This window comes from Bradyrhizobium sp. CCBAU 51753, assembly GCF_015291565.1.
In the GTDB taxonomy this organism is placed as follows: Bacteria; Pseudomonadota; Alphaproteobacteria; order Rhizobiales; family Xanthobacteraceae; genus Bradyrhizobium; species Bradyrhizobium ivorense.
On sequence record NZ_CP030037.1, the window covers coordinates 4,088,395 to 4,111,978 of the forward strand.

General features: G+C 65.4%; 22 protein-coding genes. 17 read left to right on the forward strand and 5 right to left on the reverse strand.

Features of this window, described 5'->3' with window-relative positions; all coding sequences use genetic code 11:
• Positions 1 to 104 precede the first annotated feature (104 nt).
• The 15 genes from XH93_RS18300 (at position 105) to XH93_RS42345 (ending at position 13,723) form a co-directional block, all read left to right on the forward strand.
• Positions 105 to 1,064, forward strand: coding sequence for a carbohydrate ABC transporter permease (locus XH93_RS18300; protein ID WP_139861428.1), 960 nt, complete (start codon positions 105 to 107; stop codon positions 1,062 to 1,064).
• Positions 1,057 to 1,980, forward strand: coding sequence for a carbohydrate ABC transporter permease (locus tag XH93_RS18305; RefSeq protein WP_139482887.1), 924 nt, complete (start codon positions 1,057 to 1,059; stop codon positions 1,978 to 1,980). Before XH93_RS18300 ends, XH93_RS18305 begins: the two co-directional genes overlap by 8 nt.
• A 49-nt stretch (positions 1,981 to 2,029) precedes the next feature.
• Positions 2,030 to 3,016 (forward strand): D-erythronate dehydrogenase, encoded by a 987-nt coding sequence (gene denD / locus XH93_RS18310; RefSeq protein WP_194474614.1) that lies wholly within the window; start codon positions 2,030 to 2,032, stop codon positions 3,014 to 3,016.
• Positions 3,017 to 3,046: 30 nt separating this feature from the next.
• Complete coding sequence (locus tag XH93_RS18315) at positions 3,047 to 4,003, forward strand: sugar kinase (RefSeq protein WP_194474615.1); 957 nt, start codon at positions 3,047 to 3,049, stop codon at positions 4,001 to 4,003.
• Entirely contained in the window at positions 4,000 to 4,650 is a 651-nt protein-coding gene (gene eda, locus XH93_RS18320) for a bifunctional 4-hydroxy-2-oxoglutarate aldolase/2-dehydro-3-deoxy-phosphogluconate aldolase (RefSeq protein WP_194474616.1), read from the forward strand. The genes XH93_RS18315 and eda overlap by 4 nt, the downstream gene beginning before the upstream one ends.
• A 45-nt stretch (positions 4,651 to 4,695) precedes the next feature.
• On the forward strand, positions 4,696 to 5,868 hold the full coding sequence (locus XH93_RS18325) for an acetyl-CoA acetyltransferase (RefSeq protein WP_194474617.1): 1,173 nt from the start codon (positions 4,696 to 4,698) through the stop codon (positions 5,866 to 5,868).
• 127 nt (positions 5,869 to 5,995) lie between these two features.
• Positions 5,996 to 7,528 carry a class I adenylate-forming enzyme family protein gene (locus XH93_RS18330; RefSeq protein ID WP_194474618.1) on the forward strand — a complete coding sequence of 511 codons (1,533 nt, stop codon included), beginning with the start codon at positions 5,996 to 5,998 and terminating at the stop codon, positions 7,526 to 7,528.
• A gap of 56 nt (positions 7,529 to 7,584) precedes the next feature.
• Positions 7,585 to 7,791, forward strand: a complete 207-nt coding sequence (locus tag XH93_RS18335) for a hypothetical protein (protein WP_194474619.1) — start codon at positions 7,585 to 7,587, stop codon at positions 7,789 to 7,791.
• Positions 7,792 to 7,927: 136 nt separating this feature from the next.
• Entirely contained in the window at positions 7,928 to 9,130 is a 1,203-nt protein-coding gene (locus tag XH93_RS18340) for a CaiB/BaiF CoA-transferase family protein (protein WP_194474620.1), read from the forward strand.
• 11 nt (positions 9,131 to 9,141) lie between these two features.
• Positions 9,142 to 10,308: an acyl-CoA dehydrogenase family protein gene (locus tag XH93_RS18345; protein WP_194474621.1), complete on the forward strand. Its 1,167-nt coding sequence runs from the start codon at positions 9,142 to 9,144 to the stop codon at positions 10,306 to 10,308.
• A 29-nt stretch (positions 10,309 to 10,337) separates the two neighbouring features.
• The gene (locus XH93_RS18350; protein ID WP_194474622.1) at positions 10,338 to 11,474 is read left to right on the forward strand and encodes a thiolase family protein; all 1,137 of its coding nucleotides are present in this window, start codon (positions 10,338 to 10,340) and stop codon (positions 11,472 to 11,474) included.
• Positions 11,471 to 11,830 carry a Zn-ribbon domain-containing OB-fold protein gene (locus XH93_RS18355; protein ID WP_194474623.1) on the forward strand — a complete coding sequence of 120 codons (360 nt, stop codon included), beginning with the start codon at positions 11,471 to 11,473 and terminating at the stop codon, positions 11,828 to 11,830. Before XH93_RS18350 ends, XH93_RS18355 begins: the two co-directional genes overlap by 4 nt.
• Before the next feature lie 544 nt (positions 11,831 to 12,374).
• Positions 12,375 to 12,902 (forward strand): carboxymuconolactone decarboxylase family protein, encoded by a 528-nt coding sequence (locus XH93_RS18360; RefSeq protein ID WP_194474624.1) that lies wholly within the window; start codon positions 12,375 to 12,377, stop codon positions 12,900 to 12,902.
• 31 nt (positions 12,903 to 12,933) lie between these two features.
• Positions 12,934 to 13,191: a hypothetical protein gene (locus XH93_RS42340; protein ID WP_246799657.1), complete on the forward strand. Its 258-nt coding sequence runs from the start codon at positions 12,934 to 12,936 to the stop codon at positions 13,189 to 13,191.
• Entirely contained in the window at positions 13,154 to 13,723 is a 570-nt protein-coding gene (locus XH93_RS42345; RefSeq protein ID WP_246799658.1) for a class I SAM-dependent methyltransferase, read from the forward strand. Before XH93_RS42340 ends, XH93_RS42345 begins: the two co-directional genes overlap by 38 nt.
• Positions 13,724 to 13,996: 273 nt before the next feature.
• Here the strand turns inward: XH93_RS42345 and glsA are convergent, their stop codons facing one another.
• From glsA to XH93_RS18385, 4 genes are all read right to left on the reverse strand, one after another.
• Positions 13,997 to 15,856, reverse strand: a complete 1,860-nt coding sequence (gene glsA / locus XH93_RS18370) for a glutaminase A (protein WP_194474625.1) — start codon at positions 15,854 to 15,856, stop codon at positions 13,997 to 13,999.
• A 22-nt stretch (positions 15,857 to 15,878) separates the two neighbouring features.
• On the reverse strand, positions 15,879 to 17,942 hold the full coding sequence (locus XH93_RS18375) for a TRAP transporter permease (RefSeq protein WP_194474626.1): 2,064 nt from the start codon (positions 17,940 to 17,942) through the stop codon (positions 15,879 to 15,881).
• 148 nt (positions 17,943 to 18,090) lie between these two features.
• Complete coding sequence (locus XH93_RS18380) at positions 18,091 to 19,254, reverse strand: TAXI family TRAP transporter solute-binding subunit (RefSeq protein WP_194474627.1); 1,164 nt, start codon at positions 19,252 to 19,254, stop codon at positions 18,091 to 18,093.
• Between the two features lie 155 nt (positions 19,255 to 19,409).
• Entirely contained in the window at positions 19,410 to 19,631 is a 222-nt protein-coding gene (locus XH93_RS18385; RefSeq protein WP_194474628.1) for an acetyl-CoA carboxylase biotin carboxyl carrier protein subunit, read from the reverse strand.
• A 145-nt stretch (positions 19,632 to 19,776) separates the two neighbouring features.
• On the opposite strand from XH93_RS18385, the gene XH93_RS18390 reads away from it, so the two are divergent.
• A complete protein-coding gene (locus XH93_RS18390; RefSeq protein WP_194474629.1) occupies positions 19,777 to 20,748 on the forward strand; it encodes an IclR family transcriptional regulator in 972 nt (323 codons plus the stop codon).
• Positions 20,678 to 22,237: an acyl-CoA carboxylase subunit beta gene (locus XH93_RS18395; RefSeq protein WP_194474630.1), complete on the forward strand. Its 1,560-nt coding sequence runs from the start codon at positions 20,678 to 20,680 to the stop codon at positions 22,235 to 22,237. Before XH93_RS18390 ends, XH93_RS18395 begins: the two co-directional genes overlap by 71 nt.
• A 143-nt stretch (positions 22,238 to 22,380) precedes the next feature.
• On the opposite strand, the gene XH93_RS18400 is transcribed toward XH93_RS18395, so the two are convergent.
• Positions 22,381 to 23,556 (reverse strand): patatin-like phospholipase family protein, encoded by a 1,176-nt coding sequence (locus XH93_RS18400; RefSeq protein WP_194474631.1) that lies wholly within the window; start codon positions 23,554 to 23,556, stop codon positions 22,381 to 22,383.
• Positions 23,557 to 23,584 lie beyond the last annotated feature (28 nt).

The following is a 23,584-nucleotide window of genomic DNA, read 5'->3' on the forward strand; positions in this document are numbered from 1 at the left end:
GATCGGCGCGGGCGGCATGCCGCTGCCCGCGCCTGATCATTGGAATGCCATCATTGGACTCTTGCGTAGTCATGCTCATCACATGAGCAATAGGGACATCGCCTATGGCTGACATCGCCCTTGCGCCGCGCCGCGCGAAGACCGAAATCCGCGAAGCGACCGCCTGGGAGCAGCTGCGCCACAACAGGAACTGGCTCGGCTTCTGGTTCATGCTGCCGGCGATGGCGTTCCTGATCTTCTTCCTGGCCTATCCGCTGGGGCTCGGGATCTGGCTGTCGTTCACCGACACCAGGATCGGCCGGGTCGGCCACTTCGTCGGCAGCGAGAACTATGAATGGCTGTGGGACGACGCCATCTTCTGGCTGTCGGTGTTCAACACGCTGATCTACACCTTCATCGCCAGCGCGGTGAAATTCGCGATCGGGCTCTATCTGGCGCTGCTGCTCAACGAGCGCATGCCGTTCAAGGCGCTGCTGCGCGCCGCGGTGCTGATCCCGTTCATCGTGCCGACCGTGCTGTCGGCGCTGGCGTTCTGGTGGATCTTCGATTCCCAGTTCTCGATCATCTCGTGGTCGCTGAAGCATCTCGGCCTGATCACCCAGAACATCAACTTCCTGGGCGACACCACCTGGGCCCGGATCTGCGTGATCTTTGCCAACATCTGGCGCGGCGTGCCGTTCGTCGCGATCACGCTGCTGGCCGGCCTGCAGACCGTGCAGCCGTCGCTCTATGAGGCGGCGACGCTCGACGGCGCGACGCGCTGGCAGATGTTCCGCTACATCACCTATCCGTTGCTGACGCCGATCATCGCCGTGGTGATGACCTTCTCGGTGCTGTTTACCTTCACCGACTTCCAGCTGATCTGGGCGATGACCCGCGGCGGCCCGGTCAACGCCACCCATTTGATGGCGACGCTGTCTTATCAGCGCGCGATCATCGCCGGACAATTGGGCGAGGGCGCCGCGATCTCGAGCGCGATGATCCCGTTCCTGCTCGCCGCGATCATGGTGTCCTGGTTCGGTCTGCAGCGCCGCAAGTGGCAGCAGGGAGAAAGCAATGACTGATCTTCCTGCACAGAAGGTCGACCTCAAGTCCATCCTGTCGACGTCGGCCCGCGTCGACAACAGCGAGGGCATGAGCTACCTGCAGTCGGTGCCGCGGCGGATCGTGACGCTCTATCTGCCGCTGTCGATCATCGTCGTGATCCTGCTGTTCCCGTTCTACTGGATGGCGCTGACCGCGATCAAACCGGACGAGCAGCTGCTCGATCTCGAAAGATTCAATCCGTTCTGGACCTGGAGTCCGACCTTCAAGCACATCCACAAGCTCTTGTTCGAGAGCTACTATCCGCACTGGCTTTGGAACACGATGTATGTGGCGATCGGCGCCACCGTGCTGTCGATCATCGCCAGCGTGCTCGCGGCTTATGCGATCGTGCGGCTGCGCTACAAGGGCGCCAATCTGGTCGGCGGCCTGATCTTCCTGGCGTACCTCGTGCCGCCGTCGATCCTGTTCATCCCGCTGGCGACCGTCGTGTTCCAGTACGGCCTGTTCGATTCGCCCTTGGCGCTGATCCTGACCTATCCGACCATCCTGATCCCGTTCTCGACCTGGCTCTTGATGGGCTATTTCAAGACCATCCCGTTCGAGCTCGAAGAATGCGCGCTGATCGACGGCGCCAGCCGCTGGCAGATCCTGATCAAGATCGTGCTGCCGCTCGCCGTTCCCGGCCTGATCTCGGCCTTCATCTTCTGCTTCACGCTGTGCTGGAATGAGTTCATCTACGCGCTGACGTTCCTGCAATCGACCCCGAACAAGACGGTGCCGGTCGCCATCGTCAACGAATTCGTTGACGGCGACATCTATCGCTGGGGTTCGCTGATGGCAGGGGCGCTATGCGGCTCGCTGCCGCTGGTTATTCTTTACGCCTTCTTCGTTGAGCATTATGTCTCGGCGATGACCGGCGCCGTGAAGGAATGAGCGCACAAGGCCCGCGTCTGAATTCGAACAGAAGAAAAGGAGCAGGGTCGTGCACATTCTGATTCTCGGCGCCGCCGGCATGGTCGGGCGCAAGCTGACGGAGCGTCTGCTGCGCGAGGGACGGCTCGGCAACCGCGACATCGGCATGATGACGCTGCAGGACGTGGTCGAGCCGCAGAAGCCCGCCAATGCAAAAATCCCGGTCAAGGTGATCGGCTCCGACTTCGCCGATTCCGGCGCAGCAGTGCCTTTGATCGCCGAGCGGCCGGACGTGATCTTCCATCTCGCCGCCATCGTCTCGGGTGAGGCGGAGGCCGAGTTCGACAAGGGCTACCGCATCAACCTCGACGGCACCCGCTATCTGATCGACGCGATCCGCGCCGTCGGAGGCGGCTACAAGCCACGGCTGGTGTTCACCTCCTCGATTGCGGTGTTCGGCGCGCCGTTCCCGGAAAAGATCGGCGACGAGTTCTTCCACACGCCGCTCACCAGCTACGGCACGCAGAAGTCGATCTGCGAGCTGCTGATCAACGACTACACCCGCAAAGGCCTGCTCGACGGCATCTCGATCCGCCTGCCGACGATCTGCGTGCGGCCGGGCCGGCCGAACAAGGCGGCGTCCGGCTTCTTCTCCAACATCATCCGCGAGCCGCTCGCGGGCGAGGAGGCGATCCTGCCGGTCTCCGAGGATGTGCGGCACTGGCACGCCTCGCCGAAATCGGCGGTCGGCTTCCTGGTCCATGCCGGCACCATGGACCTCGACGCCATGGGCCCGCGGCGCAATCTCAGCATGCCCGGCATGTCGGTCACCGTCGGCGAGCAGATCGCGGCGCTGGAGCGCGTCGCCGGCAAGAACGTCGTCGCGCGCATCAAGCGGGTGCCCGATCCGACCATCATCGGCATCGTCTCGGGCTGGCCGCGCGATTTCGTCGCCGACCGCGCGCTCAAGCTCGGCTTCACCACGGCCGAGAAGACGTTTGATGATATCATCCGCATCCACATCGAGGACGAGCTCGGCGGCAAGTTCGCCGCCTGAGGCAACGTCCGGGCGAACACGGCGCGTGCGATGACCAGGGTTGCCAGCATCGGCGAATGCATGATTGAGCTGCGCCAGGGTCCCGGTGCGCAGCCTGGCGGCCTGTATTCGCGTGGCTACGGCGGCGACACGCTCAACACCGCGGTCTACCTGTCGCGGCTCGGCGTCGACGTCGATTACATCACCGCGCTCGGCGACGATGCGCTGAGCGACGAGATGATCGCCGGCTGGGCGGCGGAAGGCATCGGGACCAAGCGAGTCGCGCGGCTGGCCGGCAAGCTGCCCGGGCTCTATCTGATCCAGACCGACGACAAGGGCGAGCGGCGGTTCTTCCATTGGCGCGACAGCGCCGCCGCGCGCGAGTTGATGGATCTGTCCGAGACCGACGACATCCTGAACTCGCTCGCGAGCTATGACATCGTCTATCTCTCGGCGATTACGCTCTCGATCATGCGCCAGGACGGCCGCGACCGGCTGATGGCGGCGCTGAAGCGCGCGCGGCTTCTGGGCACACGCTTCGCATTCGACACCAATTTCCGCGCGCGCGGCTGGCCTGACCTCGCTGTCGCGCGAAAAGTCTTTAGTAGCGCGTTCGAGGCCGCCGATATCGTGCTCGCCTCGACCGAAGATCTGGCGCCGCTCTATCCCGGCGAGAGCCATACCGCACTGCTCGCCGGCATCTCGAGCCCCGAGGTGGTGCTGAAGCTTGCCGAGCCCGCCTGCATACTGCGCGCCGCCGGCGCGACGCGCGAGGTGAGGGCGGAGCCGCTGATAAAACCCGTGGTCGACACCACGGCGGCCGGCGACAGTTTTGCCGCCGCCTATCTCGCCGCGCGCCTCGGCGGTGCCGCGCCCGAAGATGCCGCGCGCGCCGGCCATCGTCTCGCCGGCGTCGTGGTGGGCTATCCCGGCGCGATCATTCCCCGCTACGCCATGCCGCCGAAGAAGGCGTCACGGCCCTCAACCTCCCGCAAGGCCTCCCAATGACCGCGAACCCCAAGCAGGCCCGGATCGCCGATCTGATCCGCCAGGCCACCGTGATCCCGGTGCTGACCATCGAACGGCTCGAGGATGCAGTGCCGCTCGCCCGGGCGCTGGTCGCCGGGGGCGTTCGCACGCTCGAGGTGACGCTGAGGACGCCGGTCGCAGCCGATGCCGCCAAAGCCATCATCGCCGAGGTGCCCGAAGCGATCGTCGGCATCGGCACCATCCTCAACGGCGAGGATCTGGCGCGCGCCGAGGCGCTCGGCGCCAGGTTCGGCATCAGCCCCGGCGCGACACCCGAGCTGTTGCAGGCGGCAGCAGCGAGCCGGCTGCCGTTTGCGCCAGGGATCGCGACCGCGTCCGAGCTGATGCAGGCGCTGGCGCACGGCTTTGACGTGGTCAAATTCTTTCCGGCCGAGCAGGCCGGCGGTATCAAGGCACTGCGGGCGCTGGCAGGACCGTTCCCGAACGTCAGGGTTTGCCCGACCGGCGGGATCGGTGAGGCCAATGCGGCAACCTGGCTCGCCGAGCCGAACGTGCTGGCGGTCGGCGGGTCCTGGCTGTGCCCGGCCGCCGACATCCGCGCCGGCAATTGGGCCGGCATAACCGCCATGTGTGCGAAGGCGATGAAAACGCTGAAATCGGCCTGAAGGTAGGTTACATAACTCCCTGAACAGGAACAGGGAGATACGGCCATGACCGCCGCCAGCATCGTAGGTTGGGCGCACACGCCATTCGGAAAATTCGACGCGGAGACCGTCGAGGGCCTCGTCGTCAAGGTCGCCAACGAGGCGCTCGCCGATGCCGGCATTGCGGCGTCCGACGTCGACGAAATCATGCTCGGCCATTTCAACGCCGGCTTCTCGCCGCAGGATTTTACGGCCTCGCTGGTGCTGCAGGCCAATCCCGCGCTGCGCTTCAAGCCGACCACGCGGGTCGAGAATGCCTGCGCGACCGGTTCCGCCGCCGTGCATCAGGGCATCCGCGCCATCGAGGCCGGTGCCGCCAAGATCGTGCTGGTGGTCGGCGTCGAGCAGATGACGCGGACGCCGGGCCCGGAGATCGGCAAGAACCTGTTGAAGGCGTCGTATCTGCCGGAGGACGGCGACACCGTCGGCGGCTTTGCCGGCGTGTTCGGCAAGATTGCGCAGGCCTATTTCCAGAAATACGGCGACCAGTCGGATGCGCTGGCGATGATCGCCGCCAAGAACCACAAGAACGGCGTCGCCAATCCCTATGCGCAGATGCGCAAGGATTTTGGCTTCGAGTTCTGCCGCGCCGAGAGCGAAAAGAACCCGTTCGTCGCCGGTCCCTTGAAACGCACCGACTGCTCGCTGGTATCCGACGGCGCCGCGGCGCTGGTGCTGACCGATGCCGATACCGCGAAAACCATGGGCAAGGCGGTCAACATCCGCGCCACCGCGCATGCGCAGGATTTTCTGCCGATGTCGAAGCGCGACATTTTGCAGTTCGAGGGCTGCACCACCGCATGGCAGCGCGCGCTGCAGAAGGGCGGCCTGCAGCTCTCCGATCTCTCCTTTGTCGAGACCCATGACTGCTTCACCGTCGCCGAGCTGATCGAATATGAAGCGATGGGCCTGACGCCGAAGGGGCAGGGCGCCCGCGCCATCATGGAAGGCTGGACCCAGAAGGACGGCAAGCTGCCGGTCAATCCGTCCGGCGGCCTCAAGGCCAAGGGCCATCCGATCGGCGCCACCGGCGTTTCGATGCACGTGATGAGCGCGATGCAGCTCACGGGCCAGGCGCCCGAGGGCATGCAGCTGAAGAACGCGCAGCTCGGCGGCATCTTCAACATGGGCGGCGCCGCGGTCGCCAACTACGTCTCGATCCTCGAGCCGGCGAAGTAGGCGATATTTCTCCATTCGTCATGGCCGGGCTTGACCCGGCCATCCACGTCTTCCTTTCTTATGTGGCACCAGAGACGTGGATGCCCGGGTCAGGCCCGGGCATGACAGCTTGCTTGGGGTAATCGCGATGAACATTGCCGAATGGCTGGCGGCGACGGCGCGGGCGCGTCCCGACGCGCCGGCGCTGCTGACCGGCTTCGACCTCGACGCCGATTACGCGACCTTCGCCCGCCGCGCCGCCTCGATCGGGGCGGCGCTGGCGCGCGATCACGGCATTGCCGCCGGCGACCGCGTCGCGCTATTCGCGTCGAACTGCACGCAATATCTCGAATGCCTCTACGGCATCTGGTGGATCGGCGCGGCGGCGATCCCGATCAACGCAAAACTGCACGGCCGCGAGGCGGCCTGGATCTGCGGCAATGGCGGCGCAAAACTCGCCTTCGTCTCCGATGACACGATCGACGCGCTGACCGAAGCCAAGGACGATTGTCCCGCCGGCATGACCATGCTGTTGGTCGACAGCGACGCCTACAAGGCGATGCGCAGCGGTGAGGGCGCGCCGGCGCCGCTGCCGCGCGAGACCGGTGACCTCGCCTGGCTGTTCTACACCTCGGGCACCACCGGCCGGCCCAAGGGCGTCATGCTCAGCCATGGCAATCTGCTCGCGATGTCGCTGTGCTATCTCGCCGATGTCGATCCGGCGACCCCGAACGACGCCTCGCTCTATGCCGCGCCGATCTCGCATGGCGCCGGCCTCTACAATTTCCCGCATGTCAGGATGGGCGGCCGCCACGTCGTGCCGGAATCCGGCGGCTTCGATCCCGACGAGGTGCTCAACCTCGGCCGCCAGCTCGACAACGTCGTGATGTTCGCCGCGCCGACCATGGTGCGCCGCCTGGTCGATGCCGCGAAGAGGCGCGGCGAGAACGGCGAGGGGCTGCGCACCATCATCTATGGCGGCGGGCCGATGTATACCGCCGACATCCGCGATGCGATCGCGACCATGGGCCAGCGCTTCGTGCAGATCTACGGCCAGGGCGAGTCGCCGATGACCATCACCGCGCTGTCGCGCGAGTGGCACCGGCGCAGCGATCACCCGCGCTACCTCGAACGGCTGGCCTCGGTCGGGTCAGCGCAGAGCGTCGTCACGGTGCGGATCACCGACAAGGACTCCAATCCCTTGCCCACGGGTGAGACCGGCGAGATCGAGGTCAAGGGTGCGACCGTCATGCTCGGCTACTGGAACAACCCGAAGGCCAATGCCGAGACGCTGCGGGACGGCTGGCTGCGCACCGGCGACGTCGGCCGGCTCGACGCCGACGGCTTCCTGACCCTGTCGGACCGGTCCAAGGACGTGATCATCTCCGGCGGCACCAACATCTACCCGCGCGAGGTCGAGGAAGCCCTGCTGACCCATCCCGATGTCCGCGAGGTCTCGGCGATTGGCGTACCGGACCCGGAATGGGGTGAGATCGTCGTCGCCTGCGTCGTGCTGGCGGACGGGGCCGTGGCCGATGACGGCAAGCTCGACGCGCACTGCCTCGCCTCGATCGCCCGGTTCAAGCGGCCGAAGCGCTATGTCTATCTCGATGCGCTGCCGAAGAACAATTATGGCAAGGTGCTGAAAACCACGCTGCGCGAGATGATGGCGAAGGGATAGGCCGCAGCGCCCGGCCGCGCTAATCTCGGCAACGCCTGTCACCCGGAGAATCGTCCATGGGCATTGAAACGTCGCTGTCGTTGTCCGAACTGAATAATCGCATCGCGATCCTGCGCGACAACATCAGGCAATTGATCGAGCAGGCCGCGGCGGCCTCCGGAGCCGAGGTCGAGGAGCGCATCTCCCAGCGCATCGAGCAGCAGAACGCGGAGCTGGAAAAGCTGGTGGCGGCGCGCGACGCGATGACGGGCGGCTCGCCCTAGCTTTGCCCGCCCTGCGGAACTGCGGCCCGCCCGAGCCGCCGGTGCGCATACGGCTATACGCCGGGCGCCGCTTGATCTTGGCAAAAACCTCCCGTTACTAGGTTCGTAACCAGAACAGCCGGGAGCGCACAGGACGATGGGACCGCTGCAGGGCATCAAGGTCGTCGACATGACGACCGTGCTGATGGGACCCTATGCCACGCAGATGCTGGGCGATTACGGCGCCGACGTCATCAAGGTGGAATCGCCCGACGGCGACGTGACGCGGCAGATCGGGCCGACGCGGCATCCCGGCATGGGGCCGGTGTTCCTCAACACCAACCGCAGCAAGCGCTCGATCTGTCTCGACCTCAAGAAGCCCGCCGGGCGTGAGGCGGTGCTGCGGCTGATCGCCGATACCGACGTGCTGGTCTACAACGTGCGCCCGCAGGCGATGGCGCGGCTGCAGCTCGGCTACGACGTGGTCGCGCAGATCAATCCGCGGCTGATCTATGCCGGCGTGTTCGGCTTCGGCCAGGAAGGGCCGTATGCCGCCAAGCCCGCCTATGACGACCTGATCCAGGGCGCCACCGCACTGCCGGCGCTGATGGCGCAGACCTCGGACGGCGTGCCGCGCTACGTGCCGAACGCGCTGGTCGATCGCATCGTCGGTCTCACCGCGGTCGGCGCGATCTGCGCCAGCCTGGTGCATCGCGACCGCACCGGGCAGGGCCAGCGCGTCGACATTCCGATGTTCGAGACCATGGCCGGCTTCGTGATGGGCGACCACATGGGCGGGCTGACCTACGATCCGCCGCTCGACAAGGGCGGCTATGCGCGCCACCTCTCGCCGGACCGGCGGCCGTACAAGACGCTGGACGGCTACATCTGCGTGATCGTCTACAACGACAAGCAGTGGGAGAATTTCTTCAAGGCCACCGGCCGCGACGATCTGCGTAGCAATCCGAAGTTTGCGACCTTCGCCGGCCGCGCCAGCAATATCGACGTCGTCTATGCCGAGCTCGCCCGCATCCTCGCGACCAGGACCACGGCCGAGTGGAACGAGATTCTCGAAAAGGCCGACGTGCCGGTCATGCCGATGCATGATCTCGAAAGCCTGCTGCAGGACCCGCATATGGTCGCGACCGGCGTGTTTCCCGTCGTCGAGCACCCGACCGAGGGCCGCATCCGCAGCATGACGGCGTCGGCGCGCTGGTCGGAGACCAAGGTCGAGCCGAGCCGGCTGGCGCCGCGGCTCGGCGAGCACAGCGCAGAGGTCTTGCGCGAGGCGGGCTATTCCGACGAGGAGATCGCGGCGATGCTCCGCGACGGCGTCGCCAAAGCGGCCGGCACGGCATAGGAGCACGACAGATGGATTTTGCACTCTCGGCCAACCAGGAATCGATCCGCGATGCCGTCGCAAAAATCTGCTCGCGCTTTGACGATGCCTACTGGCTGAAGAAGGACAAGGAGGGCGGCTTCCCGGCCGACTTCCACCGTGCGCTGGCGGATGCCGGCTGGCTCGGCATCTGCATCCCCGAGGAATATGGCGGTTCCGGGCTCGGCATCACCGATGCCGCGATCATGATGCGCACCATCGCGGAGTCGGGCGCCGGGATGTCCGGCGCCTCGGCCGTGCATATGAACGTGTTCGGGCTCAATCCGGTGGTGGTGTTCGGCACCAAAGAGCAGTGCCAGCGCATGCTGCCGCCGATCATCGACGGCCGCGACAAGTCCTGCTTTGCGGTGACCGAGCCGAACACCGGCCTCAACACCACCCAGCTCAAGACCCGCGCGGTGCGCCAGGGCGACAAATACATCGTCAACGGCCAGAAGGTGTGGATCTCGACCGCGCAGGTTGCCAGCAAGATCCTGCTGCTGGCACGCACCACGCCGCTGGAGGAGGTGCGCAGCCCGACCCACGGCCTCAGCCTGTTCTACACCGATTTCGACCGCAAGCGCGTCACCGTGCACGAGATCGAGAAGATGGGCCGCAAGCCGGTCGATTCCAACGAGCTGTTCTTCGAGAATTTTGAAATTCCGGTCGAGGACCGTATCGGCGACGAGGGCCGCGGCTTCGAATACATCCTGCACGGCATGAACCCCGAGCGCATCCTGATCGCCGCCGAAGCCGTCGGCCTCGGCCAGATCGCGCTGAAGAAGGCGTCGGACTACGCCAAGGGCCGCATCGTGTTCAACCGCCCGATCGGCATGAACCAGGCGATCCAGCATCCGCTGGCGAAATGCTGGATGGAGCTGGAAGCCGCCTGGCTGATGGTGCTGCGCGCCGGGTGGCAGTACGACCAGAACCTGCCATGCGGCCCGGCCGCGAATGCGGCAAAATATCTCGCCGCCGAAGCCGGCTTCCATGCCTGCGAACAGGCCGTGATGACGCATGGCGGCTTCGGCTATGCCAAGGAATATCACGTCGAGCGTTACTTGCGAGAATCGCTGATCCCGCGCATCGCGCCGATCAGCCCGCAACTGATCCTCAGCTTCATCGGCGAGAAGGTGCTCGGCCTTCCGAAGTCGTATTGATTCTCCGGAATGACGAGGGGATAGCAACCATGAGCTTCGTCACCGGCGTCGGCTTGACATCCTATGGCAAGCATGAGGGCTCGTCCTCGCTCGACCTGATGAGCATGGCGGCCGAGCTTGCGATTGCGGATGCCGGGCTGAAGCGGTCCGAGATCGACGGCATCCTCTGCGGCTACTCCACGGTCTCGCCGCACATCATGCTGGCCACCGTGTTCGCCGAGCATTTTGGTATCCGCCCGGCCTACGCCCACGCCGTGCAGGTCGGCGGCGCCACCGGGCTCGCGATGACCATGTTGGCGCATCACCTCGTCGACGCCGGCGTCGCAAGGCACGTGCTGGTGGTCGGCGGCGAGAACCGCCTGACCGGACAGAGCCGCGACGCCTCGATCCAGGCGCTGGCCCAGGTCGGCCATCCCGAATACGAGGTGACGCTGGGCCCGACCATCCCGGCCTATTACGGTCTGGTCGCGACCCGCTACATGCACGAGTACGGCGTCACCGAGGGCGACCTCGCCGAATTCGCGGTGCTGATGCGCAAGCATGCGCTGACGCATCCCGGCGCCCAGTTCCACGAGCCGATCACGGTTGCCGATGTGATGGCCTCAAAGCCGGTGGCGCTGCCGCTCAAGCTATTGGACTGCTGCCCGGTGTCGGACGGCGGCGCGGCCTGCGTGATCAGCCGCGAGCCGACCGGCGACCGGCAGGTCCGCGTCCGCGGCTGCGCCCAGGCGCACACCCATCAGCACATCACGGCAGCGCCGGCGCTGAGCGAGCTCGGCGCCGAGATTTCGATCGCCAAGGCGAAGCAGGCGGCGGGCCTGGCGATATCCGATGTCCGTTACGCCGCGGTTTACGACAGCTTTACTATCACGCTGGCGATGCTGCTGGAGGATCTCGGCCTCGCCGGGCGCGGCGAGGCGGCGGCGCGGGTGCGCGCCGGCTATTTCAACACCGATGGCGAGATGCCGCTTAACACCCATGGCGGCCTGCTCAGCTACGGCCATTGCGGCGTCGGTGGTGCGATGGCGCATCTGGTCGAGGCGCATTTGCAGATGACCGGCCGCGCCGAAAACCGTCAGGTCCGCGACGCCTCGGTCGCGCTGCTGCACGGCGACGGTGGTGTGCTGTCGTCGCATGTCAGCATGTTCCTGGAGCGCGTGCGATGAGCGGACCGATTGCCGACTGGACCAAGGGCGCGGAAGCCATTGTCTACCAGACCTGCAGCGCCTGCGGCGCGCGGCAATATTTCCGCCGCAGCTTCTGCGCCGCCTGCGGCTCGTCCGATCTCGCCGAGCATCGCGCCAGCGGGGCAGGGACGGTGTATGCGACCTCGCTGGTCTGCCGTGCCGCAACGGTCGAGACCCGCGCACACGTGCCCTACAACATCGTGCTGATCGATGCCGATGAGGGGTTTCGCATGATGGCCCATGGCGACAACGACCTCGCCATCGGCGACAAGGTTTCGGCGCGCTTCACGCAATTTGCCGGACGGCTGGTGCCCTATTTCGCAAAGGCGAAGTGACGCCATCACTGCGAGTCACCCGGTCGGCGCGAGAGCGCCGCCGGGTGACAGGTGCAGTGAAGCGATCCATGGCTGGACGGGGAAGCATGGATCACTTCCGGCATCGCTGAAGCTACGGCGGTGGCTTCAGCGCAACTTTGCTCGGCAATTTTGGCGCGAACTCCTCGCGGTGACGGCTGTTACGCGTGACTGGACAGGCGTCACCGCCAATAGAGTACAACGCTGGCGATGACGAGCATTGCCGTCACCGCCAGCGCTTGCGCAAGCGCCTCCGAGGCCGCCCTCTTGGTGGCTTCCTTCATGCGTTTCCCCTAGACTTCGGGCGTGACTCATCGTTGCGCGACGAGCGCGCTAGACGGCCAGATTTTTTACTCGGAACACCCCGCGCCGGGCATTCGCTTGATGAGTCCCCACTCAGCGAATACCGGCGGTATCAGGGTTGTCCGGGAATGCGGCGGCAATTTGACTCGGGCGTGTTGCTCCCGCGACAGGCGGCGGATACTGTTCGAAACTCGACAGAAACGGCAACGACGAAGGTTAGGAAATGGCCCGCATCGACTACTCCGATCCCACAAAGGCAAGCCCGCGCACCCGCGAAATCCTCGACAAGAACCGCAACGCCAACATCTTCCGCATGATGGCGCATTCGCCGAGCTATTTTGAGCAGTACTGCCGGCTCGGCGGCGCGATCCGCCACAAGGGCGAGCTTGATCCCGTGGTGCGCGAGCTCGCGATCACCCGCACCGGCATCCTCTGCGAAGCGCCCTACGAGATCGTCGCGCACAAGCGCATCGGCAAGAATGTCGGCGTCACCGACGAGCAGAACGAGGCGCTGGAGAACTGGCAGCAGGCAGCCTGCTTCAACGAGGTGCAGCGCGCCGCGCTCGCCTTCACCGACGAGATCGTCAAGCTGAAGAAGCCGACCGATGCAACCTTCAACGCGATCGCGGCAAAGCTTTCGCCGGCGGCGCTGATCGAGCTGCAGCTCTCGGTCGGCTTCTACATCATGACCTCAAAATTCCTCGAGACGTTTGCGATCGACATGCAGCCGGTGACGGAAGTGGTGAGCTAGCCGCTTCCTCCGCGGTTCGGAGGAACGCTTCATGGACAACGGGTGGGAGACCTCCGCGCAGGCCTGGATCGAGTCGCAGCGCGAGCGCGGCGACTGGGGCCGCGAGCATGTGCTCGATCCGGTCATGCTGGAGCGGATCGGCCGCGGCCGGTTCGGCAATGCGCTCGATGTCGGCTGCGGCGAGGGGCGGTTCTGCCGGGTCCTCAAGGCCGCCGGCGTCAGTTCCGATCGGCATCGAGCCGACGACGGCCTTGCTCGACACCGCGAGGCAGCGCGATCCGTCCGGTGACTATCGGTACGGCCGCGCCGAGCAGCTCGAATTCCCTGATGCGAGCTTCGACCTCGTCGTCAGCTACATCACGCTGGTCGACATCCCCGACTTCAGGGCGGCGATCCGAGAGATGGCGCGGGTGCTGCGGCCGGGCGGCGCGCTCTTGATCGCAAACCTCACTGGCTTCACCTCGGCCGGCGCCGAGCAGGGCTGGGTCAGGGACGAGGCCGGGCGCCGTCTGCATTTCCCGGTCGACCGCTATCTCGACGAGTTTCCGATGTCGTTCGCCTGGGCGGGAATCCGCATCGAGAACTGGCATCGGCCGCTGTCGGCCTACATGACGGCGCTGCTGGAGCAGGGTTTGCTGCTGAGGTTTCTTTGCCGAACCGGCCCCGGTGTCCGGCGAAGCCTCCCGGCAGGCCGATTTTCGCCGCGTGCCGTGGTTCGTCGTGATGGAATGGCAGCGCCCGGGGTAAGGGTTGTCGAGCTCTCCGGCCGGGCTTGCCTCGCGGCCTGTCCAAAACCCGAAAAACAACCCCATGCAAAGTAGCCGGCGGCGGCCGGCGCTCGACCCGACGACTTGACACGTCGGGCAACTCACGGGTATTATTCTATCATTCCGAAATAGTGCGCTCTTCACCCGAGGCCGGCATCCGGCGAGCAGTTTGCGATGTGTTGGGCGGCGTGCCTCGCCCCTCACCCGGATCGCTAGCGCGATCCGACCTCTCCCCGCAGAAGGGCGGGGAGAGGTGAAAAGGGCCGCACGGCTCTCTCTGCCACTCCATGGATGCCCTCACCCCGGGACGAGGGAAAGAGCAAACAGCTAGCCCGACGTCAGCAGGTCGACCTTGGCATTGGCGACGATCAGCCGCTCGGCGAGCAGCTGCGCGAGGTTGCGCATGATCCGCTCGCAGGCGCGCGGGTGCCGGGTGCGGAAGCGCTCGAAGTCCGCGATCGTCACCTCGTAGGCGGTCGCCGACATGTCGGCCAGCACGTCGGCGGACCGCTTCGGCTCCAGCAGCGCCATCTCGCCGAACGCCATGCCGGCGGTCAGCGTCGCCAAGCGGACGCCGTCGGGCAGGGTGACGTGGACCACGCCGCTGCGCAGGAAGAACAGCGAGGTCGCCGCATCGCCTGCGGCGATGATGGTCTGGTGCGGCTGGTAGGTCCGGACCGTGCAGAGCGAGGCCAGATCGGCGAGCTCGGCGGCGTCCAGCCCGGCGAGCAGCGGCTGCTCGGCAAGCTCGGTGGTCTCGAGGAAGTCGATCGAGCCGCCATAGCGGTAGACGATCTGGTCCTCGGCCCATTCGATCGCGGTGTCGAGCAGATAGAAATCCCTGATATTGCCGAGCCGGCCGGTCCACTCGCTGATGCCACTCCACTCCCGCGACGTCCGCTTGATGCCGGATAGAATCACGGTGACGCCGAGCTCGGCGAGCTCCTTGAAGGCCTCCGCCACCAGCCGGGCGCCGGCGCGCGTCGTCGCGGTGACGCGGCGCAAATCGAAGATCACGAATTCCGGCCGCGGCCCGCCGCCGAGGCGGCGCGAGACGTAGTCGACATTGGAGAGCGACAGCGTGCCGACCAGCTCGATCACGCGCACCTCCTGGAAATGCCTGGCCAGGATCTCCTGCTCCTGCGGCCGGCGCAGCCGCCGCGACGGGTTCTTGCCGATATTGTAGTCGGCGATGATGCTGTGGCGGGCGTCGTCGCTGCGGTTGAGCATGTGCAGGTCGTAATGCGCCGACAGCGCCTGGCAGACCTTGATGCCGCGCACGCTGTTGCCGTGCTTGTCGAGCTTTGGCGAATAGCTGCCGAGCCCGAGCCGCGCGGGGAGCGCTGCCAGAATGCCGCCGCCGACGCCGCTCTTGGCGGGAACGCCGACCCGGTAGATCCATTCGCCGGCAAAGTCGTACATGCCCGACGACGTCATCACCGACAGCGCGCGGGAGATCGCATAAGGCGTCATCACCTGCTGCTCGGTCAGCGGGTTGATGCCGCGGTTGGCCAATGTTGCCGCCATCACCGCGATGTCGCGCGCGGTGACGAGGATGGCGCATTGCCGGAAATAGACGTCGAGCACCGCAGGGACGTTCTCGGTGATCACGCCGTTGGTGCGTAAGAGATAGCCGATCGCCCGGTTGCGGTCGCCGGTCGCGCTCTCGGAGGCGTAGACCGCCTCGTCGACGTCAAGCTCGCGGCCGGCGAAACGGCCGAGCGCCTGGCGGATATATTCGAATGCGCCGCCGCCCTTGTCGGCATGGATCAGGCCGGAGCAGGCGATCGCGCCGGCGTTGACCATCGGGTTGAACGGGTGGTTTTCGGCATTGAGCCGGATCGAGTTGAAGGGATCGCCTGATGGTTCGACGCCGATCACGCGCTCGACCCGCTCGGCGCCCAGCGTGTCCAGCGCCAGCGCGAACACGAACGGTTTCGACATCGACTGGATCGTGAAGGGGATCCTGGTGTCGCCGACCTCGTAGACATGGCCGTCCAGGGTCGCGAGGCTGATGCCGAAATGGGCAGGGTCGGCCTTGCTGAGCTCGGGGATGTAGTCGGCAACGGCGCCGCCATCCTCGGGCAGGAAATCTGCGTAACAAGCGTGCAGAAACCGCAGCAGCGGCGGCTGCGCGCGGGTCCAGTTGACGGTGCTGGCGGTGACGGGCGGCGGCGATTGTTTCATCGCCCGCTGTTTTGCAACGCAATCAGGGCGCGCGCAACTGGTTCGGAACCAGCGCCTGGCGGCGGATCAGCACCAGCGCGAGCAGGGCGGTCGGCGCCAGGATCGCAAGCCCGAGCAGCGTCATGTGCAGCTGCGACAGCGGGTTGATGCCGCCGCCCGGCGTTGCGATCACGAAGCCGCCGATCACCAGCAGCACCCGCAGCGGCCATTCCAGCGGCCCGGTGCCGCGCAGGTCGCCGACGAAGGCCTGATAGCCCTGAATGCCGCCGCAGATGAATAGCGTGCCGAAGGCCGCAATCGCCATCAGGCCGAGCCCTGCGAGATAGGGGCTCGGTCCCTGCAGCACCAGCGCCGGGTTCAGCACGAAGAAGAACGGGATGAAATAGATGATGCTGCCGACCCACATCGATTCCCAGCCGGTCTTCATTGCCGGCGAGCCGGCGATGCCGGCCGCGGCGAAGGAAGCGATCGCAACCGGCGGGGTGATCGACGATAGCATGCCCCAGTAGAAGATGAACATGTGCACCGCCATCCGGTTCAACCCGAGCTTCTCCAGCGCGGGCGCAACCAGGATGGCGAGGAAGATGTAGCAGGCCGTGGTGGTCAGCCCGAGGCCGAGGATCAGGCTGGTGAAAGCGCACATCGCGAGCAGCAGGAACGCGTTGTCACCGGCCAGTGTCAGCAGGTCGTTGGCGAGGCTCGAGACCACGCCGGTCATCGAGAACGCGCCGATCAGGAGGCCGCAGCCGGCGAGGATGCCGACCAGCTCGACGAAGGTGCGGCCGTTGACCTCGAGGAATTTGGCGATCGTTCCCAGCGTCCAGCGGGTGTCCTTGGAGAACACCTGGTTCAGCACCAGCAGCAGCGCGGTGGCGTAGAACGGCGCGTGGCTCTCGCGCTTGAAGTAGAGCAGCATCACGATCAAGAGCGCGATGACGAAGACGTAGTACCAGCCGTCCTTGATGGTATCCATCACCCGCGGCAGCTCGGCGCGCGGAATGCCCTTCAGCCCGTGGCGGGCCGCGTAGGAATCGACCTGCATGAACAGGCCGATGTAATAGAGCGCGGCCGGGATGATCGCGGCGACCGCCACCTCGGCATAGCTGACATTGAGGAATTGCGCGATCACGAACGCGGTCGCGCCCATCACCGGCGGCGCCAGCACCGCGCCGGTCGAAGCGCAGGCTTCGATCGCGCCGGCATAGGAGGCGCGAAAGCCGCTCTTCTTCATCACCGGAATGGTCATGGTGCCGGCGGTCAGCACGTTGGAGATGATCGAGCCCGACATCATGCCGAGCAGGCCGGAGGCGAAGATGCAGACCTTGGCCGCACCGCCGCGGAACGTGCCGCACAGCGCGAAGGCAATGTTGATGAAGAATTTTCCGGCGCCGGTCATCATCAGCGCGGTGCCGAACACCAAAAAGCCGATCACGGTGTCGGCAAAGGCCTGGATCGGAATGCCGAGCAGGCTCTCGCCCGACAGCACGTGATAGGCCGTGGCCTGGTCGAGCGTGAGCTGCGAGCCTCTGAACGGGCCGAGCCAGCTCGCCTCGGCGAACAGCGGATAGACGGTGAAGGGGAACACGCTGAGCAAAAGGCTCCAGCCGCCGGTGCGCCGCAGCGCCTCCATCAGCATCACCCACATCACGAGGCCGGCGACGATGACATTGCGTGGCGCACCGTCGGATTCCCAGCCGTACTGCGCCGCCTTGCGCACGTTCAGCATCAGCCAGATCGAGGCCGCAAAGGTGGCGAGCGCCAGCAGGAGGTCGTACCAGGGAATGCGGTTGAGCGGCGCAGTCTCCGTTCCCGGGAAGATCAGGAACGTGAAGGGCAGCATCAGCGCGATCAGCAAATAGAAATATTCGGTGTTGAGCTGGGTGTAGTCGATGAAGAAGCGCAGCGAGAATTGCTGGTTGATGCATAGCAGGATGGTCGCGGCCGTCGCGATCACCAGCGCCCAGCGCCAGACGCCGCGCAACGTGCGCACGCGCGTGACCTCGGCCTCCTGCAGATTGCCGAGCCCGGCATGGGGATCTTCGAACTCGATCTTCTTCGCAGGCGCAGCCGCGGCGCTATCGGGCATCACGCATCCCCCAATGCTGTTGGTTTTGGCCGCAGCCTAGAGCATGACCCGGAAAGCTGTGAAGCGGTTTTCCGCAAAAGATCATGCTCGAACAAAGCGCCAAAGCGCGATGACGACTCACCCGATCTCATCGCGCATTTGGCAGGTCTCACTCGAAGCCATTAGGCATATTGGCCTTGGCGAGTGCCGCGGCACGCGCCTTCATCCAGCCGTCGAGGAACGCCTTGTCGTCGGACGGCGGATTGGACTTGCCGTAGTCCGCCCAGGCCGTCGCCAGCACCTCCTGGCGCTTGTACAGCGCGTTGTTGTGCGCCTCCTGCTCGTCGGTCCATTGCCCGGCTTCCTTCAGCGCCTTCACGGCGCCGGGATGCACCGGCACCACCCAGTTCTTGGTCTGCCGGCTGGCTGCGAGCCCGCCGGCACCCGGCGCTGAATCCTTGTAGGCGTCGTAATTGACGATCATCGCCTTGGTGATCGAATAGACCTGCTCGGCCGGCTGCGAGGCATAGGCGACGAAGATCGGATAGGGGTAGTTGCCGAGCTCGATCGGCTTGTCCGGCGAGATGCCGGCGCCGCAAGTCGCGGTTTGCGGGAAGAAGAACGAGCCGACCTTCTGCACCCGCGCCCAACCCTCCTTGTCCTTGGCGGGCAGCGGCGGCCACATCAGGCCGCGCGGCGAGGTCTCGGCCTCCTTGGCGGGGCCGGTGATGGTGGTGCCGAACGCGGCGTCGGTGTCGTTGTTGATCAGGCCCTTCCACATCGCGCCGTAGCTCGCGAACTCGACGATCTTGACGTCGTTCTGGGTGAGGCCGCCGAACGCGAGCATCGCCAGCGCGTTCTGGTTCAGCGCCGGCGAGCCGACCACGAAGCCGACGCGCTTGCCCTTGAGGTCCTTCATCTCCTTGACGCCGGCATCGGCCGCGACGCCGAGCGCGCCGCAATTGCAGTCGACCGATGACAGCAGCAGTTGCAGCGCCTGCGGACCCCATTCTCTGGCGCCGAATTCGAACACGCCTTCCTGCGCGAAATAGGTGCCCGATCCCATCGCCGAGGAGACCGCGCGCTTGGCGCGCAGCGGCGCGAGGCGCGCGACGTCGTTGCCGGCCGGCAGCACGCGGACATCGGTGCCGTATTTGTCCTTCATCATCTTGCCGACGCCGACCGCGATGTTGAAGCCGGCGGTGCCGGTGTCATAGGCGGTCACCGCCATCGTCGGCGGCAGCTTGACGTCTTCGGCCGAGGCGGGCGCGGCCAAAGCTACGGAAAGGCCGGCGAGAAGGGCAGGCGCAAACGCCAGCAGCCAATGCATCATGTTTCCTCCCTTTTGTTTCGCTCTGCGAAACTTTTATGGGTCGGATGATTGCATCGCCTCCCGGCGATGGCAACGCTACCTCCGACGCATGCCCGCGGTTTTGGCGGTCACATCACAGGACAGATTGTCGCGGCGGAGGATTTGGCGGGCGCTGCTCAGGTCTCGACGATCGCGACCGCTTGGCCTTCGGCGATGACATCGTCGATTTTGACCAGAATCGACTTGATTTTGCCTGCTGTGGTCGAGGTAACAGGTATTTCCATCTTCATCGCTTCGACGAAAGCGATCTCGTCGCCGTCGCCGACGCGGCTGCCGGCTTCGACGGAAAGCGCGCAAACGCGCCCGGCAACTTCGGTCACGACCTTGATCTCAGACATTCCACTCTCCGATACCGTCTAGCGGAAATTTCATCCGGCGAACGGCTTTTTGTTGTGGCGGCAGATTGCCTGAGGTAGCGTGTTCTTCAAGTGGAATTTTATTCCGCAGGACGGAATGGAGCCATAAAAACGGAGCCAATAAAAAATGGGACGGCGCTCGGAACGGCTTAGCAGGCAGGGAATGCTCGCCAGCGAAACAGGCGATGGCGATGTTATCCAGGTGGTGTCGCGCGCTTTCGATGTGTTGCGATGCTTCGAGGGGCACGAGGCCCGTCTCGGCAATCTCGAAATCTCCAACCGCTGCGGACTGCCGCGCTCGACGGTGTCGCGGCTCACGCACACGCTGACGCGGATGGGGCAGCTGGTGTATCTGCCGCGCGATCAGAAGTATCGCATCGGCCCGAGCGCGGTGGCGATGAGCACCTCGATGATGAAGGGGCTGCAGCTGCGCAATCTGATCCGGCTGCGCCTGCAGGACGTCGCCGATCAACTGCCCGGCACCGTCGGCTTCGTGATCCCCGACCGCTTTCATCTGGTCTATCTGGAATTCGCCCGCGCGGCGAACGCGCTCGGCCTGCACGAGGCCACCGGCAGCCGGATCTCGATGGCGACCACCGCCGCCGGCCACGCCTACACCGCGGCGCTCGATCCGATGATCGGCGACGCGCTGATCGCGGAGATGGAGCGCGAATTGCCCGACAGTGCCAAGCTGCTGACGCCGCGCATCGAGGCCAACCGCCGTCATCTGCAGGAGCACGGCTATGTCGTCGCCTGCGGCCTGTGGAGCCCGCATATCAACGGCGTCGCGGTGCCGATGTGGTCGCCGCAGTATCAGACCTACGTGGTCACCACGATCGGCCTGCTCTCGGCGATGTATGACGAGAAGCGGCTGCATCGCGAGGTGGCGCCGCAGATGGTCGAACTCGGTGCTGCGATCGGCAGCCTGCTGGAAGGCGCCGACGGTGACATCTTCGCTAATCGGATCGAGCGCAAATCGCTTCCGGTGACCGCCCATAACAATAAAATGATCAAGACGGAGGCCCTGAATGAACTGGAAGCCGGAACTCGACGACCTCGCCCGGCGCGAAGCGTTCGCGCGGGAGATGGGAGGCGTTGACAAGGTCAAGCGGCAACGCGACCAGGGCCGGCTCACGGTTCGTGAGCGCTTCGACAAGCTCGTCGACCCCGACAGTTTTCACGAGATCGGTGCCATCTCCGGCATCGCTGAATACGACGAGAACAACGAACTCAGGCATCTGACGCCGGCGAACTGCGTGTTCGGCCGCGCCAAGGTCGACGGCCGCACCGTGGTGGTGGTCGGCGACGACTTTACCGTGCGCGGCGGTTCTGCGGACGCATCGATCTCCGCCAAGCCGCTGATGGCCGAGGAGATGGCGCACGACTTCCGCCTGCCGATCATCCGCGTGATCGAAGGCTCCGGCGGCGGCGGTTCGGTGAAGACGATCGAGACGCGGGGCGCGGCCAATCTGCCCGGCGGCGTCGGCGGCACGCGCTGGTACTGGTACACGACCGCCAATCTGGCGCGGGTGCCGGTGGTCGGGCTCGGGCTCGGCTCCGTCGCCGGCTTAGGTGCCGCGCGGCTCGCCGCCACGCATTATTCGGTCATGACCAGGAACTCGGCGATGTTCGTCGCCGGTCCGCCGGTGGTGAAGCGCCTCGGGCAGGACCTCACCAAGCAGGAGCTCGGCGGCGCCGACATCCAGACCCGCGCCGGCGCGATCGATCAGGCCGTCGAGACCGAGGAGGAGGCGTTCGACTGCGCAAAGCGCTTCCTGTCCTACCTGCCGTCGTCGGTCTACGAGCTGCCGCCGACCATTCCCTGCACCGACGATCCCGAGCGTGCCGAGGAGTCGTTGCTGAAGGCCGTGCCGCGCAACCGCCGGCAGGTCTACAAGATGCGGCCGATCATCGAGGCTGTCGTCGACAAGGGCTCGTTCTTCGAGGTTGCCGCCAACTTCGGCCGGTCGATCATCACGGGCCTCGCGCGGATCGAGGGCAGGGCGGTGCTGCTGCTGGCGAGCGATCCGTTCCACTACGGCGGCTCCTGGACATCGGACGCCTGCCAGAAGGTGATACGCTGGGTCGACTTCGCCGAGACCTTCCATCTGCCGGTGGTCTATCTGATGGATTGCCCCGGCTTCATGATCGGGCTCGAGGCGGAGAAATCCGCCACCATCCGTCACGGCGTGCGGGCGATGGCGGCGGTCAACCAGAGCACGGTGCCGTGGTGCACGATCATCGTCCGCAACGCCTTCGGGGTTGCCGGCGTGGTGCATCAGCCGGCCAACCGCTTCTCGATGCGCTACGCCTGGCCGTCGGCCTATTGGGGCTCGCTGCCGCTCGAAGGCGGCATCGAGGCGGCCTATCGTGCCGAGATCGACGCCGCCGCCGATCCCGCCGCGAAGCTGCGGGAGATCGAGGACCGCCTCAACAAGCTGCGCTCGCCGTTCCGCTCGGCCGAAAAATTCTGGGTCGAGGAGGTGATCGACCCGCGCAAGACGCGCTCGCTGCTCTGCGAGTTCGTGCGCCTCGCCGAGCCGATCCGCGAGGTCGGGCCGCCGCGGAACATGTCGACGCGGCCGTAGGGCTCTCCCAACCGTCATTGCGAGCGAAGCGAAGCAATCCATCTCTCCACAAGCGGAGATATGGATTGCTTCGTCGCTTCAGCGCAAAATTGCTTCGCAATTTTGTCGCGCGCTCCTCGCAATGACGGGGAAAGAGCGGGCTGCTACTCGCTCTCCCGATGCACGTCGTGGATCACGATGCCCATGCCGTTCTCGGGCATCTTGATCCAGTCGCGCCGCTTCAGCGAGCGCTTGGTGTCCTCGTGTCCGCTCACCCAGTGCTCGCGCATCGAGGTGCCCGAGAACTCGTGGTCCTTGGCGTCGCCCTCATAGGCCTTCTGCTGATAGATCAGCTGCAGCAGCGTGATGCCCGGCAGTTTGCTGTTCGACTTCTTGAGCTGGCGCTCGTCCTCCGACAGCTGGTCGTCGGGAATTTTGCCGAGCGCGTTGTGCAGGGCGGTGCGCAGCGCATAGGTCTTGCGGTAGACGTCGGTGTTGTAGCGGGTGCGCGAGGAATACATGATGTCCTTGTGGCGGGCCATCACGTCCTGGATGTCGCGCGGCAGCGCGCCGCGCGCCGAGAACAGGTCGACCTGGAACACCAGCGAGTTGGCGTTGTCCTCCTGGTCGAGCAGATGCTGCAGCGGCGTGTTGGAGACGATGCCGCCGTCCCAGAAATGATCGGTGCCGACCTTCACCATCGGCAGCGCCGGCGGCAGCGCGCCGCTCGCCATGATGTGCTCGGGGATGATCTCGTCATGGGCGTTGTCGAAATAGATGAAGTTGCCCGACAGCACGTTCACTGCGCCGACCGCAAAACGGATCTTCTTGGAATTGATGCGATCGAAGTCGACCAGTTCGAGCAGCGACTCGCGCAGCGGCGTGGTGTCGTAATAGCTGGTGGCGGTGCGGGCGCCGGCCGGGCTGAACCACGGATTGGTCGCGTGCGGGCTGAAGAAGCCGGGCTGGCCCAGCGTCGTCGTCATCCATGAACTGGTGAAGTTGCGCGCCTTGCGGAAGATGTCGCCATCCGGCGTGTAGTGCCAGATCTTGCGGCTGGTGATGCGGTCCCAGAACGTGTGCAGCCGCTCCAGCCGCTTTTCCGGCGGATTGCCGGCGATGATCGCCGAGTTGATCGCGCCGATCGAGACGCCGCAGACCCAGTCGGGCTCGATGTTGGATTCATGCAGCGCCTGATAGACGCCGGCCTGATAGGCGCCGAGCGCGCCGCCGCCCTGTAGAACCAGCGCCACCCGATCGCAGCCCGCCGGACGCCAGCCGGGCGTCGCGTGATCAATGTCCTGGAAATGGTCTTGGAAATGAGGGGCTCGCGCATCCATAACTGACACTCCAATATGCGCGGCGAGA

Excerpts from the sequence above, each read along its gene's own strand:
- XH93_RS18395 (WP_194474630.1), top strand. The coding sequence starts at position 20,678 with ATGAACTGGAAGCCGGAACTCGACGACCTCGCCCGGCGCGAAGCGTTC.
- XH93_RS18305 (WP_139482887.1), top strand. The coding sequence starts at position 1,057 with ATGACTGATCTTCCTGCACAGAAGGTCGACCTCAAGTCCATCCTGTCG.
- XH93_RS18360 (WP_194474624.1), top strand. The coding sequence starts at position 12,375 with ATGGCCCGCATCGACTACTCCGATCCCACAAAGGCAAGCCCGCGCACC.
- XH93_RS18340 (WP_194474620.1), top strand. The coding sequence starts at position 7,928 with ATGGGACCGCTGCAGGGCATCAAGGTCGTCGACATGACGACCGTGCTG.
- XH93_RS42340 (WP_246799657.1), top strand. The coding sequence starts at position 12,934 with ATGGACAACGGGTGGGAGACCTCCGCGCAGGCCTGGATCGAGTCGCAG.
- eda (WP_194474616.1), top strand. The coding sequence starts at position 4,000 with ATGACCGCGAACCCCAAGCAGGCCCGGATCGCCGATCTGATCCGCCAG.
- XH93_RS18300 (WP_139861428.1), top strand. The coding sequence starts at position 105 with ATGGCTGACATCGCCCTTGCGCCGCGCCGCGCGAAGACCGAAATCCGC.
- XH93_RS18385 (WP_194474628.1), bottom strand. The coding sequence starts at position 19,631 with ATGTCTGAGATCAAGGTCGTGACCGAAGTTGCCGGGCGCGTTTGCGCG.
- XH93_RS18345 (WP_194474621.1), top strand. The coding sequence starts at position 9,142 with ATGGATTTTGCACTCTCGGCCAACCAGGAATCGATCCGCGATGCCGTC.
- XH93_RS18315 (WP_194474615.1), top strand. The coding sequence starts at position 3,047 with ATGACCAGGGTTGCCAGCATCGGCGAATGCATGATTGAGCTGCGCCAG.
- XH93_RS18355 (WP_194474623.1), top strand. The coding sequence starts at position 11,471 with ATGAGCGGACCGATTGCCGACTGGACCAAGGGCGCGGAAGCCATTGTC.
- XH93_RS18390 (WP_194474629.1), top strand. The coding sequence starts at position 19,777 with ATGGGACGGCGCTCGGAACGGCTTAGCAGGCAGGGAATGCTCGCCAGC.
- XH93_RS18380 (WP_194474627.1), bottom strand. The coding sequence starts at position 19,254 with ATGATGCATTGGCTGCTGGCGTTTGCGCCTGCCCTTCTCGCCGGCCTT.
- glsA (WP_194474625.1), bottom strand. The coding sequence starts at position 15,856 with ATGAAACAATCGCCGCCGCCCGTCACCGCCAGCACCGTCAACTGGACC.
- XH93_RS18350 (WP_194474622.1), top strand. The coding sequence starts at position 10,338 with ATGAGCTTCGTCACCGGCGTCGGCTTGACATCCTATGGCAAGCATGAG.
- XH93_RS18335 (WP_194474619.1), top strand. The coding sequence starts at position 7,585 with ATGGGCATTGAAACGTCGCTGTCGTTGTCCGAACTGAATAATCGCATC.
- XH93_RS18330 (WP_194474618.1), top strand. The coding sequence starts at position 5,996 with ATGAACATTGCCGAATGGCTGGCGGCGACGGCGCGGGCGCGTCCCGAC.
- XH93_RS18325 (WP_194474617.1), top strand. The coding sequence starts at position 4,696 with ATGACCGCCGCCAGCATCGTAGGTTGGGCGCACACGCCATTCGGAAAA.
- XH93_RS18375 (WP_194474626.1), bottom strand. The coding sequence starts at position 17,942 with ATGCCCGATAGCGCCGCGGCTGCGCCTGCGAAGAAGATCGAGTTCGAA.
- XH93_RS18400 (WP_194474631.1), bottom strand. The coding sequence starts at position 23,556 with ATGGATGCGCGAGCCCCTCATTTCCAAGACCATTTCCAGGACATTGAT.